19 protein-coding genes are annotated in these 17,065 nt (G+C 66.7%); 7 read left to right on the top strand and 12 right to left on the bottom strand.

Annotated features, from left to right (window positions below; genetic code table 11):
* Positions 1-112: 112 nt before the first annotated feature.
* The 3 genes from ACN0V4_RS14805 to ACN0V4_RS14795 are packed head-to-tail and all read left to right on the top strand — an operon-like array spanning position 113 to position 1,881.
* Positions 113-517, top strand: coding sequence for a PaaI family thioesterase (locus ACN0V4_RS14805; protein WP_417677421.1), 405 nt, complete (start codon positions 113-115; stop codon positions 515-517).
* 4 nt (positions 518-521) lie between these two features.
* Positions 522-1,184: a DNA-3-methyladenine glycosylase I gene (locus tag ACN0V4_RS14800; protein ID WP_417677419.1), complete on the top strand. Its 663-nt coding sequence runs from the start codon at positions 522-524 to the stop codon at positions 1,182-1,184.
* Positions 1,185-1,188: 4 nt separating this feature from the next.
* Positions 1,189-1,881 carry a hypothetical protein gene (locus ACN0V4_RS14795; protein ID WP_417677417.1) on the top strand — a complete coding sequence of 231 codons (693 nt, stop codon included), beginning with the start codon at positions 1,189-1,191 and terminating at the stop codon, positions 1,879-1,881.
* Between the two features lie 265 nt (positions 1,882-2,146).
* Here the strand turns inward: ACN0V4_RS14795 and ACN0V4_RS14790 are convergent, their stop codons facing one another.
* The 4 genes from ACN0V4_RS14790 to ACN0V4_RS14775 form a co-directional block, all read right to left on the bottom strand.
* A complete protein-coding gene (locus ACN0V4_RS14790; RefSeq protein WP_417677415.1) occupies positions 2,147-2,557 on the bottom strand; it encodes a c-type cytochrome in 411 nt (136 codons plus the stop codon).
* Positions 2,554-2,982: a c-type cytochrome gene (locus tag ACN0V4_RS14785; protein WP_417677413.1), complete on the bottom strand. Its 429-nt coding sequence runs from the start codon at positions 2,980-2,982 to the stop codon at positions 2,554-2,556. The genes ACN0V4_RS14790 and ACN0V4_RS14785 overlap by 4 nt, the downstream gene beginning before the upstream one ends.
* Positions 2,983-3,079: 97 nt before the next feature.
* Positions 3,080-3,763 carry an ABC transporter ATP-binding protein gene (locus ACN0V4_RS14780; RefSeq protein ID WP_417677411.1) on the bottom strand — a complete coding sequence of 228 codons (684 nt, stop codon included), beginning with the start codon at positions 3,761-3,763 and terminating at the stop codon, positions 3,080-3,082.
* On the bottom strand, positions 3,756-5,042 hold the full coding sequence (locus ACN0V4_RS14775; RefSeq protein ID WP_417677409.1) for a lipoprotein-releasing ABC transporter permease subunit: 1,287 nt from the start codon (positions 5,040-5,042) through the stop codon (positions 3,756-3,758). Before ACN0V4_RS14775 ends, ACN0V4_RS14780 begins: the two co-directional genes overlap by 8 nt.
* A gap of 297 nt (positions 5,043-5,339) precedes the next feature.
* Here ACN0V4_RS14775 and ACN0V4_RS14770 point away from each other — a divergent pair, with 297 nt between their 5' ends.
* Entirely contained in the window at positions 5,340-5,705 is a 366-nt protein-coding gene (locus ACN0V4_RS14770; protein ID WP_417677407.1) for a hypothetical protein, read from the top strand.
* An 85-nt stretch (positions 5,706-5,790) separates the two neighbouring features.
* On the opposite strand, the gene proS is transcribed toward ACN0V4_RS14770, so the two are convergent.
* Positions 5,791-7,185, bottom strand: a complete 1,395-nt coding sequence (gene proS, locus ACN0V4_RS14765) for a proline--tRNA ligase (RefSeq protein WP_417677405.1) — start codon at positions 7,183-7,185, stop codon at positions 5,791-5,793.
* 145 nt (positions 7,186-7,330) lie between these two features.
* Between proS and ACN0V4_RS14760 the strand changes: the two genes are divergently transcribed.
* Genes ACN0V4_RS14760 through ACN0V4_RS14750 form a run of 3 tightly spaced genes read left to right on the top strand, consistent with a single transcriptional unit; the run spans position 7,331 to position 10,716 of the window.
* On the top strand, positions 7,331-8,404 hold the full coding sequence (locus tag ACN0V4_RS14760) for an AI-2E family transporter (RefSeq protein WP_417677403.1): 1,074 nt from the start codon (positions 7,331-7,333) through the stop codon (positions 8,402-8,404).
* A gap of 1 nt (position 8,405) precedes the next feature.
* Positions 8,406-9,122: a DnaA ATPase domain-containing protein gene (locus tag ACN0V4_RS14755; protein WP_417677401.1), complete on the top strand. Its 717-nt coding sequence runs from the start codon at positions 8,406-8,408 to the stop codon at positions 9,120-9,122.
* Positions 9,123-9,171: 49 nt separating this feature from the next.
* On the top strand, positions 9,172-10,716 hold the full coding sequence (locus tag ACN0V4_RS14750; RefSeq protein WP_417677399.1) for a Ppx/GppA family phosphatase: 1,545 nt from the start codon (positions 9,172-9,174) through the stop codon (positions 10,714-10,716).
* An 18-nt stretch (positions 10,717-10,734) separates the two neighbouring features.
* Here ACN0V4_RS14750 and ACN0V4_RS14745 read toward each other — a convergent pair whose 3' ends face one another.
* The 7 genes from ACN0V4_RS14745 to ACN0V4_RS14715 all read right to left on the bottom strand — a co-directional run bounded on the left by ACN0V4_RS14745 (position 10,735) and on the right by ACN0V4_RS14715 (position 17,037).
* The gene (locus tag ACN0V4_RS14745; protein WP_417677397.1) at positions 10,735-11,130 is read right to left on the bottom strand and encodes a hypothetical protein; all 396 of its coding nucleotides are present in this window, start codon (positions 11,128-11,130) and stop codon (positions 10,735-10,737) included.
* 47 nt (positions 11,131-11,177) lie between these two features.
* Entirely contained in the window at positions 11,178-12,191 is a 1,014-nt protein-coding gene (locus ACN0V4_RS14740; RefSeq protein WP_417677395.1) for an endonuclease/exonuclease/phosphatase family protein, read from the bottom strand.
* The gene (locus ACN0V4_RS14735) at positions 12,172-12,867 is read right to left on the bottom strand and encodes a TerB family tellurite resistance protein (RefSeq protein WP_417677393.1); all 696 of its coding nucleotides are present in this window, start codon (positions 12,865-12,867) and stop codon (positions 12,172-12,174) included. Before ACN0V4_RS14735 ends, ACN0V4_RS14740 begins: the two co-directional genes overlap by 20 nt.
* Before the next feature lie 103 nt (positions 12,868-12,970).
* Positions 12,971-13,582: a VOC family protein gene (locus ACN0V4_RS14730; protein WP_417677391.1), complete on the bottom strand. Its 612-nt coding sequence runs from the start codon at positions 13,580-13,582 to the stop codon at positions 12,971-12,973.
* Positions 13,583-13,656: 74 nt separating this feature from the next.
* Entirely contained in the window at positions 13,657-14,091 is a 435-nt protein-coding gene (locus ACN0V4_RS14725; protein WP_417677389.1) for an MAPEG family protein, read from the bottom strand.
* Positions 14,088-16,217 carry a methylmalonyl-CoA mutase gene (gene scpA / locus ACN0V4_RS14720; RefSeq protein ID WP_417677387.1) on the bottom strand — a complete coding sequence of 710 codons (2,130 nt, stop codon included), beginning with the start codon at positions 16,215-16,217 and terminating at the stop codon, positions 14,088-14,090. Before scpA ends, ACN0V4_RS14725 begins: the two co-directional genes overlap by 4 nt.
* Positions 16,180-17,037: a hypothetical protein gene (locus ACN0V4_RS14715; protein ID WP_417677385.1), complete on the bottom strand. Its 858-nt coding sequence runs from the start codon at positions 17,035-17,037 to the stop codon at positions 16,180-16,182. The genes scpA and ACN0V4_RS14715 overlap by 38 nt, the downstream gene beginning before the upstream one ends.
* Positions 17,038-17,065: the final 28 nt, after the last annotated feature.

Below are 17,065 nucleotides of genomic sequence, written 5' to 3'. Positions count from 1 at the left end.
AGCCTTATCAGCTTGCCCATCGCCCCGCCAGCAGCCCGCAGGCGTCGAATCGCCTCGACGCCGCCCGCGCCCGCCAGCTAGGGTCGGCCGGAACACGACAGAAAGGCCCGCCATGACCCCGGACATCGCCCAGAAAATCTTCGCCGAGAACTTCGCCGACTGGGTGCAGGCGCTCGACCTCAAGGTGATCGAGGTCGGCAGCGACCATGTGCTGATCCGCATGCCACTGGGCGATCATCTGGCCCGCGTCGGCGGCATCGTCTCGGGTCAGGCGCTGGCGGCGCTGGCCGATACCACCATGGCACTCGCCATCATCGCGCATTTCCCTGAACCGCGCCCCTTTGCCACCACCGATCTGCACACCCAGTTCCTGCGCCCCGGGGTCGGCACCGCCATCCTGTGCCGGGCCGAGGTGGTGCGCGCCGGAAAATCTCTGGTCTTCACCCGCGCAGAGATGCGAGAGGAGACCAGCGGCAAGCCGGTCGCCACCGCCACCGCCACCTTCTTTGCCGGCTGAGCCCATGCGCAGCTTCGATGACATCTTCGCCATCGCCGCCGACCGCCACGGCGGCGCCGAGGCGCTGGAGGCGCAGCTGACCCGCCCGCTGCCGCCGGAGGATCTGGCCCGCCTGCCCGACGACCGCTGGCTGTCGGTGATGACGAAATGCATTTTCCAGGCAGGCTTCAACTGGAAGGTGATCGAAGCGAAATGGGACGGTTTCGAGGCCGCCTTCGACCATTTCGACCCCGCCGCCTGCGCCTTCATGGACGAGGATCGCTTCGACGCCATCCTGCGCGACCCCAAGGTGGTGCGCAATGGCGCCAAGCTCGCCACCGTGCGGGAAAATGCCGCCTTCCTGCTGCGCCTGCACGACCGGGGCGGCGCCGGTGCGGTCCTGGGCGGCTGGCCCTCGACCGATTACATCGGGCTTCTCGACCTGCTGCGCACCGAAGGCGCCCGGCTCGGCGGCACGACCGGGCAATATGCGATGCGCTTTGCCGGCCGTGACAGTTTCATCCTGTCGCGCGATGTCACCGCCCGGCTGATCGCCGAAGGGGTGATCGACAAGCCGGCCACCTCGAAAACCGCGCTCCGCCAGGTGCAGCAAGCCTTCAACACCTGGATGGAGCAATCCGGCCGCTCGCTCACCGAGATCAGCCGCACCCTGGCAATGAGCCTCTGATCTGATGACCCGCCTGCTCCTCAGCCTCCTCCTCGCGGTGCTGGTGACGATCAGCGGCTGCGGCCGCCGCCTCACCCCGCAGGAGATCGCCTTTGCCGAGTCCCTGCAGGGCGATGCCACCGATCTCAGCCGCGTGCGGCTGGTCAAGGGCGCCCCCCTCACCTCGATCACCTTCCAGCGCAAACCGCGCCCGCGTCTGACCTGCCGCGAACGCATCATGCCGCCCGAGACGGGCGAGATCGTCACCGCCAAACCCGCCGCGGTGACCTTCTTCAACCATATTCTCTTCACCCGCGACTGGTATCTGCCCGATTACCTGCCGCATTACCCGCGCATTCTCTACCTCAGCGAGGCGATGCTCCTCGCCCATGAGATGACGCATGTCTGGCAATGGCAGAACCGCACGAAGACCGGCTATAGCCCGTTCCGCGCCGCCGCCGAACACCGCGGCACCGACGACCCCTATCTGTTCGATCTGAAGGGCGCGCCAGATTTCCTCAGCTTCGGCTACGAGCAACAGGGCGCGATCATGGAGGAATACGTCTGCTGCCGCTCCCTCGCCCCGCAGGCCTCGCGCACGAAGCGGCTGCACGCGATGCTGGCCGGCGCCATGCCAGTGGCGCCGCTGCCGCAAAGCCGCCAGAGCGATGTGGTGCTGCCCTGGCGCGGGGTCGAACTGAAAGGCATCTGCGACTGATCTGCCGCGCCTCTGGCTCTGGATTGTTCGCGCCTGACATGAGACGGAGCAGAAAGCACTTCGGCGGAATGGTTTCCCGCCAGGCGACCACTGGACCATTTTCCGGGCGCCTCCCCTGGGCTACGCCCGTTCGCGGCTGAAAACGGTCCACTGGACCATTTTCCGGGCGCCGCTCACCCCGCTTTTTTCTAGCTGCAAATATCCCGGGGGAGGCCGTAGGCCGTGGGGGCAGAGCCCCCGCCCCCGGCCGGCCTCACGACCGACCTCAGCTCTTGACCTGGATGCTTTCCAGATAGGCCAGCAGCGCCGCCAGGGGGCGCGGCGTGGGCGTCATCATGCCCTCGACCTCGACCGGCACCAACTCTCCCTCAAGCAGCGAGCCAAACTCGGGCATCACATCCTTGGCTTTGCCGCGACCATAGCCGTCGATCTGCGACAGCACCCGGGCACGCGGGAACTCACCACCGTTGCGCAGGGAAATCCGCGTCAGATCCGGTGCCGCCACCCCCGCCGACAGCATGCCCCCCTCACCGCGATAATCATGGCAAGCGGTACAATTGTTGGCGAAAATCTCCTCCCCCTCCTGCGGCCCCGGCATATGATCCTGCTCGGCGGCGATACAGGCGGCCAACACGGCCAGAACGGGAAGAACGATCAGGAAACGGTCAATGGTCATCGAAGGGCCTGCCACTTGCTTTGAAGAGTTTCGAGATAGGCCAGCAGATCGACGATCGGCTGGCTGGTCATGATCTGCCGCCCGTCAGGCAGGCGCAGCGCGCGCCCCTTGCCCTCGAAGAACGGCCCATAGACCGGCATGGCGCTGCCGTGGGAGACCAGGGGATCGGTGCCGTCGATCCGCCTCACCACCCGCTCGACCGGAAAGACGCCATCTGCGGCCAGTGCGGTCAGATCGGTTGGCGCGATTGCCAGCGCCCCTGCCATCGGCCCGCGGCCGGTGGCCTCGGTCCCGTGGCAGGTAGCGCAATGGACGGCATAGAGCTCGGCCCCGCGTCGCGCCATGACACTGCTCTCCTCCGCCCGCGCGGAGAGCGCGGCAAGGCTCAGGGCGATCACGCCGGTGATACAGTGACTGACTCGCATGGGGGGGCTCCCAGTTTCCCGAAGGATATCACGCTCCTACAGGACATCACCATAGCCCAGCATCGCGGCGAAAGCCACGCCGGGCAGCGGCGAAAGCTCAGGCCGGGCGCACCAGCCCAGCCTCCAGCCGCACCACCCGGTCCATCCGCGCCGCCAGCTCCATGTTGTGGGTGGCGATCAGCGCGGCGAGCCCGGTCTCGGCCACCAGCGCCATCAGCACGTCGAACACCCGGTCCGAGGTTTCGGGATCAAGGTTGCCGGTCGGCTCGTCGGCCAGCAACAGCTTCGGCCCGTTGGCCATCGCCCGGCAGAAGGCCACGCGCTGCTGTTCCCCGCCTGACAGCTCCGCCGGCCGGTGATCGGCCCGCGCGCTCAGCCCGACACGCGCCAGCAGCTCCGCCGCCCGCGCCGCAGCCGCCCTGCGCCCGAGGCCATTGGCCAACTGCGGCAGGATCACGTTCTCGGCCGCGGTGAACTCGGGCAGCAGGTGATGGAACTGATAGATGAAGCCGACATCGCGCCGCCGCACCGCCGTGCGCAGCCGGTCCGACCGCCCTGTCATGTCCTGCCCGGCGATCTCCACCCGCCCCGCGTCGGGCGTGTCGAGCAGCCCCGCGATATGCAGAAGCGTCGATTTGCCTGCCCCCGAGGGGGCCACCAGTGCCACCGTCTCGCCGGCGTTCAGCACCAGATCGACGCCGCGCAACACATCGACCGCGCCCGGCGTGCCCTGCAGATAGCCCTTGGTCAGCCCCTCAAGCCGCAACACCGCATCACTCATAGCGCAGCGCCTCCACCGGGTTCAGCCGCGCCGCCCGGCGGGCCGGAAAGATCGTCACGATGAAAGACAGCCCCAGCGACAGGATCACCGCCTTCATCACATCCCAGAAATGCAGCTCTGCCGGCAGCGAGTAGATGCCGCGGATCGCCGGGTCCCAGACGCCGCCGCCCGCCACATAGTTCACGAAAGAAAAGATCGGGTCGATATAGATGGCGAACAGGCAGCCCAGCACCACCCCCATGGCGGTGCCGATGATGCCGGTGAAGGCGCCGCAGATGAAGAAGATGCGCAGCACCGAGCCCTCGCTCAGCCCGATGGTGCGCAGGATGCCGATGTCGCGGCCCTTGTTCTTGACCAGCATGATCAGCCCCGAGACGATATTCATCGTCGCGATCAGCACCAGGATCGACAGGATCACGAACATCACGTTGTCCTCGACCTGCAGCGCGCGCAGGAACCCGCCCGAAGCGTCGCGCCAGGTCCAGACCTGCGCCTCTTCGCCCGCCGCCTGACGCAGCGCCGGGATCATCGCCTCGACATGAGCCGGATCGGCGACCATCACCTCGATCTCGTCCGCCACCCCCTCGCGGTTGAAATAGGATTGCGCCTCGGCCAGGGGCAGATAGGCGCGGGTGCGGTCGATATCCCAGCGCCCGGCGCTGAAGATATAGGTGACGGTATAGACATTGACGCGCGGGCTGGTGCCCATCGGCGTCTTCACCCCATCGGGCGAGATCAGCTTGATCCGGTCACCGACCATCACCCCCAGCTCGCGCGCGACGCCCGAGCCGATGGCGATGCCGGCCGGGAAATCCGCCAGATCGCCCTGCGCGTGTTCGCCATCTGCGATCGCCGGCAGGCTGGCCAGATCGGCCGGGGTGATGCCATAGACCTCCACCCCCGAATTGCGCCCGCGATAGGAAATCATCACCTGCCCGCGCACCGTCGGCGCCGCCCGGGTCACGCCCGGCACCGCCGCCAGTCGCCCGGCCATCGCCTGATACTCCGGGATGGTGCGGTCGAAGGCCCCCTGATCGGTCACCCGTCCGGGGCCATAGATGGTCACATGGGCATTGGCGCCCAGGATGGTTCCGACGAATTCCGACCGGAAGCCCGAGCGGACCGCCAGCGTGGCGATCAGGGCGAAGACCGCCAGGGTGATCCCGATCAGGCTGATCCAGGTCATCACGCTGACACCGCCCTCGGCGCGCCGCGCCCTGAGATAGCGCCAGGCAATCATCCATTCGAAAGGGGCAAAGGGGGCGGTATGGCCGGCCATGATCTCCATCCTGCTGATGTCGGCGCGACCCTGCGCGAGCGACCGGGGACGGTCAAGGCCGGATCGCCCCGCCCATGCCTTCCCCGCCCGCTTCACGCGTTTTCCCGCCGGTTTCCCCAAGGTCTCCCTCCGCCAGCCATTCAGTTTCCGCACTGGGGACAAAATGTGGATAACTTTCCGATCACGATTTTTTTTGCCACAATTTCCCCCTGCAATCGCCTTTCCTTACAAGTAAACCTTGTCTGCTGCCTAAACCGCGCCAGACTTGTCGGTTCAAGACAAGGAGGGGAGATTGGTATGGAGGAGACGATGCTTCCCAATTCGCACAGCGCCAGCCCGACCGGGCTGCCGGGACCGGCCCTGCCGCCCGACCTTGATCATCCCATAATCGACAGTGAAGCGGCCGCCCTGCTGCGCGGCTGGCTGCAACCGCTGATCGCGGCCAGCCCAAGTTGGGCGGCGCTGGAGCAGGCGCTTGCGGCGCATGGCTACGGGCTCGCCTTCCTCAACGGCCGGCTCTGCCTAACCCGCGACGGGGATTGCCTGTGCTCGATGCGCTTCGTCGGCGCCGGGCTGCGCGATCTCGCCCCCCGGCTTGGCCGCCCGGCAGTACGCCCGCTGCCCGGGCGCATCGCCTGCGGCACCCTCTGCCGCCGCCCCTGAGCAAACGAAGGGCCGGCCCTTGATGGACCGGCCCCTGCTGCTTCTTTGCAAGACATTCAAGCGGCGGCCACCGCCGCCAGCCGGATCAAAGCCAGGTGTGGAACGACCGGTTCGCCATCGGCTGCCAGTGCGGCGAGGCCGCCTGATGCGGCTGATAGATTTCGGCCACCTTCTTGACCGCCTCTTCCGGGCTCAGCTCCTGGCTCTCGCCGGTGCGGCGGCAGGTCAGCTCGACCACACCGTTCTTCAGCCCGCGCGGGCCGACGGTGATCCGCCAGGGCAGACCAATCAGATCCATGGTGGCGAACTTGCCCCCCGCCCGCTCGTCGCGATCGTCATAGAGCGGTTCCAGCCCCACCGCGGTCAGCGCCGCATAGATCTGCTCGCAGGCCGCATCCGCCGCCTCGTCGCCCTGTTTCAGATTGACGAGACCGCAATGGAACGGCGTCACGCCTTCCGGCCAGATGATGCCCTTGTCGTCATGGCTGGCCTCGATGATGGCGCCGACCAGACGGCTCACCCCGATGCCGTGGCTGCCCATGTGCACCGGAACCTGCTTGCCGTCCGGCCCCTGCACCGTCGCCCCCATCGGCTCGGAATACTTGGTGCCGAAATAGAAGATCTGACCGACCTCGATGCCGCGGGCGCTGCGCCGGCGCGCTTCGGGGATCTGGTTGAACAGCGCCTCGTCATGAGTTTCGTCCGTGCGAGCATAGAGCGCGGTGAATTCTTCCATGACAGCCTGGCATTGCGCCTTGTCGTTATAGTCGATCTCGCGCTGACCCAGCCGGATGTCGGTCACCGCGCTGTCGTAGAACACTTCCGACTCGCCGGTATCGGCCAGCACCAGGAATTCATGGGTATCGTCGCCGCCGATCGGGCCGGAATCCGCCCGCATCGGGATCGCCTGCAGCCCCATCCGCTCGTAGGTGCGGATATAGCTGACCAGATGGCGGTTATAGGCGTGCAGCGCGTCTTCCTTGGTCAGGTCGAAGTTATAGCCGTCCTTCATGAAGAACTCGCGCCCGCGCATCACGCCGAACCGCGGCCGGATCTCGTCGCGGAACTTCCACTGGATATGGTAAAGCGTCAGCGGCAGATCCTTGTAGGACTTCACATAGGTGCGGAAGATGTCGGTGATCATCTCCTCGTTGGTCGGCCCATAGAGCATGTCACGCCCGTGGCGATCCTTGATGCGCAGCATCTCTTCGCCATAGTCGTCATAGCGCCCCGACTCGCGCCACAGATCCGCCGATTGCAGCGTCGGCATCAGCAGCGGGATATGACCCGCGCGCTGCTGTTCCTCGTGGACGATGTTCTCCAGCTTGCGCAGCACCTTGAACCCCAGCGGCAGCCAGGAATAGATGCCGGCGGCCTGCTGCTTGATCATGCCGGCGCGCAGCATGTAGCGGTGGCTGACGATCTGGGCCTCGGCGGGGTTTTCTTTCAGAACGGGCAGGAAATAGCGGCTCAGGCGCATGGGAGTTCCTTAGGATAGAGCGTTTTCCCGGGTCTAAGCCAATCCGCGCGGTCAGGCAATCGGCAAGGCGGTGCGGCGGAGGCACCGCAGGGTTGCAACGGCCGCCCCGATGGGCGATGGAAAGACACGCAGATGAGGAGCGCGGATGGCCCTGCCAGTACGGGATCAGGTCAGATACTGGAGCATCGCCCTGGCGGTGTTCGCGGTGGTGCTGTGGTTCCTCGGCAACGTGCTGCTGCCCTTCGTGCTGGGCGGCGCCATCGCCTATTCGATCGACCCGATCGCCGACCGGCTGGAGCGGCTGGGGCTGTCGCGGCTGGCCGCGACGGCGGTGATCTCGATCGCTGCGGTGCTGCTTTTCGTGGTACTGGGGCTGCTGGTGGTGCCGATGCTGGTGGGTCAGTTGATCGACCTGGCGCAGATCCTGCCGCAACTGTTCCAGAACCTGCGCGAGTTCATCGACACCCGTTTCCCCTCCCTGCTCGACAGCGGATCGCAGGCGCATCAGGCGCTGGCCTCGCTGGGCGAAACGCTGAAATCCCGCGCCCTTGAAGTGGTGCAAACCCTGCTCGGCTCGGCCAGATCAGCGCTGAGCCTGGTGATGCTGCTGGTGATCGTGCCGGTGGTCTCGGTCTATCTGCTGCTCGACTGGGACCGCATGGTCGCCGAGATCGACGAGCTTCTGCCGCGAGACCATGCCCCGGTGATCCGCCGGCTGGCGCGCGACATCGACGCCACCCTGTCGTCTTTCGTGCGCGGCATGGGCACGGTCTGTCTGATCCTCGGCACCTATTACGCGGTGGCGCTGATGATCGTCGGGCTGCAGTTCGGGCTGATCGTCGGGGCGATCGCCGGGCTGGTCACCTTCATCCCCTATCTCGGCGCGATCATCGGCGGCACCCTGGCGATCGGCCTGGCGCTGTTCCAGTTCTGGGGCGACTGGCTGTCGATCGGCCTGGTCGCCGGCATCTTCGTGCTGGGTCAGGTGGCCGAGGGCAATTTCCTGACGCCCAAGCTGGTTGGCGGTTCGGTCGGGCTGCACCCGGTCTGGCTGCTGCTGGCGCTTTCGGTCTTCGGCACGCTGTTCGGTTTTGTCGGCATGCTGGTCGCTGTGCCGGTCGCCGCCTCTCTCGGCGTGCTGGCCCGCTTCGGCGTTCAGCAATATCGCCTGAGCCTGCTTTATCGCGGGCTGACGCATCAGGATCAGGACGTCGAGTAAGATGGCCGAACAGCTCAGCTTCGATCTGCCGATCCGGCAGGCTTTGGGCCGCGACGATTTCTTCGTGTCGCCCGCCAACGCCCTGGCCGTCGTCATGGTGGAAAGCCCCACCCCCTGGCCCGGTGGCCGGCTGGTGCTGTCGGGACCGGAGGGATCGGGAAAAACCCATCTGACCCATGTCTGGGCCAGCCGCGCCGGCGCCCGCATCGTCTCGGCCCGCGAGCTGCGCGAAGAGGATGTTCCAGATCTGGCCCAGGGCCCCGCCGCCATCGAGGACGTGCCCGAGATCGCCCAGGACATGGAAGCGCAGAAGGCGCTGTTTCACCTCTACAATCTGATGCTCAGCGACGGGCAGCCGCTGCTGCTGACCGGGCGCCGCGACCCGACGCTCTGGGGTCTCAGCCTGCCTGACCTGCAAAGCCGGATGCAATCGGCCCAGCACATCGGCCTGACGCCCCCCGACGACGCGCTGCTGGCGGCGGTGCTGACCAAGCTTTTCGCCGATCGCCAGCTGGCCCCCAAGCCGGATGTGATCCCCTATCTGGTGCAACGGCTCGACCGCACCTTTGCCGCCGCCGCCGAGATGGTCGAGCGGATGGACCGCGCCGCCCTCGCCGAGGGGCGCACCCTGACCCGGGCTCTGGCGGCGAGGCTGCTGGGCACGCCCACGCTGGAGCTAGACGAACCCGAACAGCCGCGGGCGCATCAAGGCAATTGACCCTGATGTCCCGATCCCGCATCCTCAAGACCACAGACCAGGGAAAGCCATGACCCTAAACCCGGACATCGAACACCCCGAATGGGGGCCGTTCGGTCGCCCCTTGTTCAACGACCCAAGCTCCCGCGCGCTGTCGCGGGTTGGTGTGGTCGATGTCGGTTCGAACTCGGTCCGGCTGGTGGTCTTCGATGGCGCCGCCCGTTCGCCGGCCTATTTCTACAATGAGAAGATCATGTGTGCGCTCGGTGCCGGCCTGTCGGAGACCGGGCGGCTGAACCCCGAAGGGCGGATTCGCGCCCTGAGCGCGCTGCGCCGGTTCCGCCATCTGGCCGAGGGCATGGATCTGCCGCCCCTGTCGGTGGTGGCCACCGCCGCAGTGCGCGATGCCGAGGACGGCCTGGAATTCTGTGCCGAGGTGCTGCGCGAGACCGGGCTGAAGATCTGGGTCATCGACGGCGAGGAAGAGGCGCGGCTGTCGGCGCAGGGGGTGCTTCTGGGCTGGCCCGGCGCCTATGGGCTGATCTGCGATATCGGCGGCTCCTCGATGGAGCTGGCCGAGATCTCGGGCGGCACCGTGGGGCGCCGCGTCACCTCTCCGCTCGGCCCGCTGAAACTTCAGGACATCGCCGGCGGCCAGCGGGGTCGCAAGGCGCATATCAAGACGGTGGTCGAGGATCTGGCCGCCCGGATGGGACCGCAACGCGACCGGCTGTTCCTGGTCGGTGGCAGTTGGCGCGCCATCGCCCGGCTTGACATGACCCGGCGCGGCTATCCGCTGAAGGTGCTGCACGAATACCGGATGACCTCGAAATCGGTGCGCGAAACCGCCCGCTATATCGAGACCAGCGATCTCAACGCCCTGCGTAGCGAGGCCGGGATATCCTCGGCGCGGATGGCGCTGGTGCCCTATGCGATCGACGTGCTCAGCCAATTGGTGCGCAGCTTCAAGCCCAAGGACATCGCGATCTCAAGCTATGGTATCCGCGAGGGGCTCCTTTATGAACAGATGCCGCAGCGGCTGCGCGACCGCGACCCGCTGATCGAAGCCTGCTATTTCGCCGAAGCCAAGGATGCCCGCATGCCGGGTTTCGGCAAGACGCTGTTCCGCTTCGTGCTGCCCTTGTTCCCACAGGCGCAGAACCTGCAGCTCCGGCTGATCAAGGCCGCCTGCCTGCTGCATGACGTGAGCTGGCGCGCCCATCCCGACTATCGCGCCGAGGTCTGTTTCGACCTTGCCACCCGGGCCAATATGGGCGGGATGAAGCATTCCGAACGGGTGTTCCTGGGGCTGGCGCTGCAGCATCGCTATCGCAACAAGCGCGAGGGCACGCGGTTCGAACCGATGTACAGCCTGCTGGACGAAAAGATGCAGAAGCAGGCCGAAATCCTCGGCAAGGCGATGCGCTTTGGCGCAATGTTCCTGATGAAGCCCGATGCCGACATGGGCACGCTGACCTGGCAGCCCAAGCGGCACCGGCTGGATCTGTCGCTGCCGCAGGAGGCCCGCCCGCTCTATGGCGAGGTGGCGCAGGCCCGGCTGATGTCGCTGGCGCAATCGCTGGGCGCCGAGGCGACCGTCACCATCCGTGACTGACGCCCCGACCGTGCCAGATCAGATGTCGGTCCCGCCTTCGGGGATCACGGAGTTGTCCGGTGTCGCCGGCCCCGGCTCCGGCTCCGGTTTCGGAGTTGCCTTGGGTTCGGGGCGACGGCGCAGGATGATATCGCCGTTCGGCAGCATCTCGGGCGGGTAATAGCGGGTCCAATCCTTGACCTGATCCATCATCCCGGCCAGCGCCGGCCCCATCTCCTGCAGGAAGGACCGCATCGAGGGGCCAACCTGTTCGGCCATGTCCTTCAGATCGTCCATCGCCGGCGCCATCTCCTGACGCAGCCCGTCCATGAACATGCCAAAGCCCCGGCTCATCAGCGACTTGCTGTCCTCGCCCGCCTCTTCCGCGAGGGCGGGAAAGGTGGCGAGACCCGCGGCCAGAACAAGGGGGATCATCCGTTTCATACGTCCCATATAGGCAGGACGGAGCGCGGCGATAAGGGTCAAATCTCGATCTCCAATGTCACTGGAAAATGGTCCGAAGCCGTCAGCAGGGCCTCGCGCAACTCCACCATAGCATAGCAGGTCTCATCCTCGAAGGGATGCCAGATCCGCCAGGCCGGTCGGCGCGACATCAGATCCTGCGACACCATGATGTAATCCAGCAGCGCATGCAGATAGCGCCCCTGCCCCGGCAGGAAGAACCGGGAGGTGGTCGGAAAGGACTGCGCATGCGGCTGCAAGGCCCTGTGGGCATTGGGATCGACCATATCGTCGCCCAGCAGGATTTCGACCGAGGAGCGGCCGAAGAGATCCTCGAATTCATCCAGCCCCGGACCGTCGTTCAGATCGCCCATCAGGATCACCGGCATCCCTGCGTTGCGGCAGGCGTCGATCCGGCGGCGCAGCCAGATCGCCTGCGCCAATTGCTTGCGCCGGTTGGCGATCGAGGCGCGCATCATCCCCTCGGGCGTGGATTCGCCATGCGGCGCCTTGGATTTCAGATGCGCCCCGATCAGCCGCAGCTGGGTTCCCGCCGCGGTCTTCACCGCGAGTTCCAGCGGCGGTTTCGAAAAGGTCACCAGATCTTCGTTGCCGTCGTTGTCCAGGTCGATCCGGAACACCCCGTCGAACCGCGGCGCGCCGACACCGCCCTTCCTGCCGGTCTCCTCCCCCTGCGGGTCGTGCCGCACGCTGAGCGCGTCGGGATCATAGAGCAGCGCGATTTCCTGATGGGTCTCGTTGGCGAAGCCGATCAGGGCGCGGCGCTGGCGCAGGTCGAAGGCCTTGGCGAAATGCTCGAGCGCCCGCATGCCGTTCTGATGCTTGCCGGTATTCGGCGCCTCGATCACCATGATCGCATCGGCGTCGAGCGCGGTAAAGACCTTGCCCAAGGCCTCGGTCTGATCGGCCCGGCTCACCCCTTCGCGCCCGGAGGGGCCTTCATCCATGATCAGATCGTCGGATTGATCAAAGAGATTGGCGAACCATTCGACATTATAGGTGGCGAACCGCATCCTGATCTCCGCTGATCTCGGCCCAGGCGCGGTTGATCTCGGCCATCCGCTTTTCCGCCAGACGGATCGCCTCGGAGGGCACCCCCCTGGCGATCATCCGGTCAGGGTGAAAATTGCGCACCATCTCGCGATAGGCGCGGCGCACCTCGGGCAAGGGCGTATCGGGGGCCACCCCCAGAATCGCATAAGGATCCGCCTCGGCATCGGGGACATAGCGCATCCTGAGCGCCTGAAACTGCGCCGGGGTCAGGCCGAAGATCTCCGCCACTTCCAACAGGAACTCGTTCTCGCCAGGGTGATAGAAGCCATCCGCCATGGCGATGTGGAACAGCCCCTCCATCAGATAGCACAGGGTTTCCCGGTCGTTCTCGAACATCTTAGCGATGCGCCGGGCATATTCGCGATAGCCCGCCACGTCGGTCCGGGCCAGGTTGAAGACCCGGGCCGCCCCGGCCTCGTCCTTCTGGGCGATCTGGAACACCTCGCGAAAGGCGGTCACCTCGTCCCTTGTGACCTGGCCATCGGCCTTGGCCATCTTGGCACCAAGCGCGATCACCGCGATGGCAAAGCCGACGCTGCGCTGCGGCGGCGTGCGCAGGCGGTCGAAGACCTCGGTCAGGCTTTCGCCCTGGCTCAGCGCCTTGAGCGCGTCGGATATGCGGGACCAGATGGACATGGGGGCAGATTAGCCCGCCCGCGACCGGCTGTCAGGTGCGGCGAACGACCCAAGGCGGAGAATTTTCAGCAGCGGCCCCCGATCGCGTCAAAGGGCGGCGCGATCAGCCCAGCAGACGCAGACCATGCGGCGTCTCGATCTCGACCCGCAGCGCCGCGGGGCCCGGTTCAAAGATCAGCCGGGCGTCGGACAGATGCGGCGCCAGAAGGTCGCGCAGCGCCAAGGCCTCGGGATGGGTGACGATCAGCCGGCGCAGCCGGCAGCCCGTATCCGGCAGCCGCTTGGCCGGATGCAGGCCCGCCTGCCACTCGATCAGCGGCGGGAACAGATTGTCGAAGGGCAGCCGGCCATCGGCGGGCACCGCCATCCGCCAGCGCAGATCGCCCCGGCTCAGCGCCACCGGGGTGCCGGCATCGACCGGCAGGGCCGCCAACAGGGCATCGAGATCATCGGTCGCGCAAATCCAGTTGGTCAGCCGCGCCGGGCCGGCGAAACTGTCCAGATCGAACCAGCGGGGCCGCGAGGGTGCGGCGCGCGATGGATCGGCCGCGATCGCCTCGAGATAGAGCCCGTCGGCCAGGCCCAGCAGGCGGTTGTGGGTGATGAAGACATCGTGCTGCCCGCCCGGCAGCATCGGCAGGCCCAACGCCGCTTCGACCGCGGCGGCGGCCTCCTCCAGGGTTTCGCCGGAGACCGCGAGATGATCGAGCTGCATGGGACGGGCCTTTCGCCTTGGGGTCATCGCCCGAGGCTAGGCCGCCGCAGGCGCCGCGACAAGGGACGCACCAATCAGAGCGCCCAGCGACCCACCGCCCAGAGCGCCGCGAAGAGGGTGGGAAGCAGGCTTGCGGCAAAGGCCAGCCCGCGCAGGACGGACCCGGGCGCGACCCAGGCCAAGAGGCGCGTCAGCGCGAGCGATGCGCCCAGCAGGATCGCCAGCCAGCCGCCCTGGGTCATCGCCACGAAGGGCCAGAGCGCCAGCGCGAGGACCATCTGCCCGACCGTCTCGGTAAGGGCCGCGGCCAACCGCTCGCCTCCGCAGCCGATCCAGCGCGCCAGCATCATCGCCGCCAGCACCAGCCCCGGCGCCACCAGCGCCCCGGGCAAGGCCACCGGTGCCGGCAGATAGGGCAACCCCAGCGCCCCCGGCAGAATCACCACCGCCAGCGCCCAGAGGGCGCCGGCGGCCAGTGCTGTCAGTCTTTGGCCGGTCTGGCCGATCACTTCCGCGCCTCGCGGATCAGCCGCAGGATGTCCTGCGCCGCATGCGGGATATTGGTGCCCGGGCCGAAGATCGCCTTGACGCCGTGGTCGTAGAGATACTGGTAATCCTGCTGCGGGATCACCCCGCCGCAGATCACGATGATATCCTCGGCACCCGCTGCCTTCAGCGCCTCGATCAGTTGCGGCGCCAGCGTCTTGTGGCCGGCGGCCTGGGACGAGATGCCGACAACGTGCACGTCGTTGTCGATGGCGTCCTGCGCCGCCTCTTCCGGGGTCTGGAACAGCGGGCCCACGTCGACGTCGAAACCGATGTCGGCGAAGGCGGTGGCGATCACCTTGGCGCCGCGGTCGTGACCGTCCTGGCCCATCTTGACCACCAGCATCCGCGGCCGGCGGCCTTCGTCCTCGGCGAATTTCTCCACGTCCCTCTGGATCGCGGCGAAGCCTTCGTCGCCCTCGTAGGCGGCGCCATAGACACCGGCCAGCGTCTTCACCTCGGCGCGGTGACGGCCGAACACCTTTTCCATAGCCATGCTGATTTCCCCAACGGTTGCACGGGCGCGCGCGGCCTCGACCGCAGCCTCCAGCAGATTGCCTCCCTCTTCGGCGCGCCGGGTCAGTTCGGCCAGCGCGGCGTCGCAGGCGGCCTGATCGCGGGTGGCGCGGATGCTGTCCAACCGGGCGATCTGGCTTTCGCGAACCTTGACGTTGTCGACGTCGAGGATGTCGATCGGGTCTTCCTTGTCCTTGCGGTACTTGTTGACCCCGACGATCACCTCTTCACCACGGTCGATCATCGCCTGACGGCGCGCGGCGGTTTCCTCGATCCTGAGCTTCGGCATGCCGGAGGCCACGGCCTTGGTCATGCCGCCCATCTCCTCGACCTCCTGGATCAGCTTCCAGGCCTCGTCGGCGAGCTGCGCAGTCAGGCTTTCGACGTAATAGGAGCCGGCCAGCGGATCGACCACATGGGTGATGCCGGTCTCTTCCTGCAGGATCAGCTGGGTGTTGCGCGCGATCCGGGCCGAGAAATCGGTCGGCAGGGCGATCGCCTCGTCGAGCGCGTTGGTGTGCAGCGACTGGGTGCCACCCAACACGGCCGAGAGCGCCTCGTAAGCGGTGCGGACCACGTTGTTATAGGGGTCCTGTTCCTGCAGCGACACGCCGGAGGTCTGGCAGTGGGTGCGCAGCATCTTCGAGCGTTCGTTCTTGGCGCCGAATTCGGTCATGATGCGGTGCCAGAGCAGCCGCGCGGCGCGCAGCTTGGCGGCCTCCATGAAGAAGTTCATGCCGATGGCGAAGAAGAACGACAGACGGCCGGCGAACTTGTCGACATCCATGCCGGCGTTCATCGCCGCGCGGACGTATTCGCGCCCGTCGGCCAGGGTATAGGCCAGCTCCTGCACCAGGTTCGCGCCGGCCTCCTGCATGTGATAGCCGGAGATCGAGATCGAGTTGAACTTGGGCATCTCGTTCGAGGTGTATTCGATGATGTCCGAGATGATCCGCATCGAGGGTTCGGGCGGATAGATATAGGTGTTGCGGACCATGAACTCCTTCAGAATGTCGTTCTGAATGGTGCCCGCCAGCAGCGCCTTGTCGTGGCCCTGCTCCTCGCCGGTGACGATGAAGTTTGCCAGGATCGGGATCACCGCGCCGTTCATCGTCATCGACACCGACACCTTGTCGAGCGGGATGCCGTCGAACAGGATCTTCATGTCCTCGACCGAGTCGATCGCGACGCCGGCCTTGCCGACGTCGCCGACAACGCGCGGGTGATCGCTGTCATAGCCGCGGTGGGTGGCCAGGTCGAAGGCGACCGAGACGCCCTGCTGACCGGCGGCCAGGTTGCGGCGATAGAAGGCGTTCGATTCCTCCGCGGTCGAGAAGCCCGCGTATTGCCGGATGGTCCAGGGACGGCCGGCGTACATGGTGGCCTTCACCCCGCGGGTGAAGGGCGCGAACCCCGGCAGCGTGCCCATATGCGGCAGGCTCGCGGTGTCCTCCTCGGTATAAAGCGGCTTGACCTCGATGCCTTCCAGCGTGGTCCAGTCCAGCGTCTCGACCGGCTTGCCGCGCAGCTCTTTCTCAGCCAGCGCCCGCCAGTCGTCCAATTTCTTCGTCATCGCGTCTTCCTCTTGTCAATTCCAGGGACGACGGGGGCACGCCCGACGCCCGTTTTCTGTCCGGATCCTCCGCCAGCCGGGCGAGCCCGCCAGCGCCGCCGGTGATCCACATCAGATCATCGGCATAAATTTCCCTGAGCGCCGCCGCCTGGCTTTCGCTGAACGGCTGCCAGCGTTCGTTCCCCGACGGCAGCAGCGCCGCCTCGGCCGGCGGCAGCCAGGCGCGCAGTTCGGCCATCCGGGGGGTGGCGTTCAGCCAGCCGCGCGCATGGGTGCGCGGCGCCGGCTCGCCGGTCAGCGCCTCGAGCTGCGCCTCGGGGCGGCCGCCGAAGGTTTCATAGGGCAATACGATCAGATCGGCGTCCGGCAGGGCACAGGCCACCTCCTCGATCACATCGCGCCAGCCACGCCGGTTGGCTGCCAGCCGCGCCAACATCCCCGCCGCCGGCAGGCCGGCCCCACGGGTGATCGCCTGCGACAGCGCCGCCGCCCAATAGGCGTCGAGCGCGCGGATGTTCAGCGCCAGGGTGATCTTGTAGCCGTCGAAGGCCGGCGCCAGCCGCGCCAGCCGTTCGCCCAAGCCGCAATAGAGATCGCCCATCCTGAGGTTGGCGCGCAGCGATCCCATGATCGCGGCGTCGCTGACGATCAGCCGAGTGGTGCCGGCCGCCTCGCACTGGGCCAGGTTCATGCGAATCCGCCCCACCCCGCGGTGGATCGCATCGGCGCTGGGGCGCCCACCGGCTCCCGGCAGCACGCCCCAGAACACCCCGGCCCGGGTGCGGCGCGGCCCCCAGACCTGCAGCGCATCTCGTTTCAAGCGGGCGGAATTACACCACATGTAGTCT

It is taken from the genome of Pseudodonghicola sp., from assembly GCF_048268305.1.
Classification (GTDB): Bacteria; Pseudomonadota; Alphaproteobacteria; order Rhodobacterales; family Rhodobacteraceae; genus Pseudodonghicola.
Note: the sequence above shows the minus strand (reverse complement) of the source record. Positions and strands in the feature narration are given on the sequence as shown.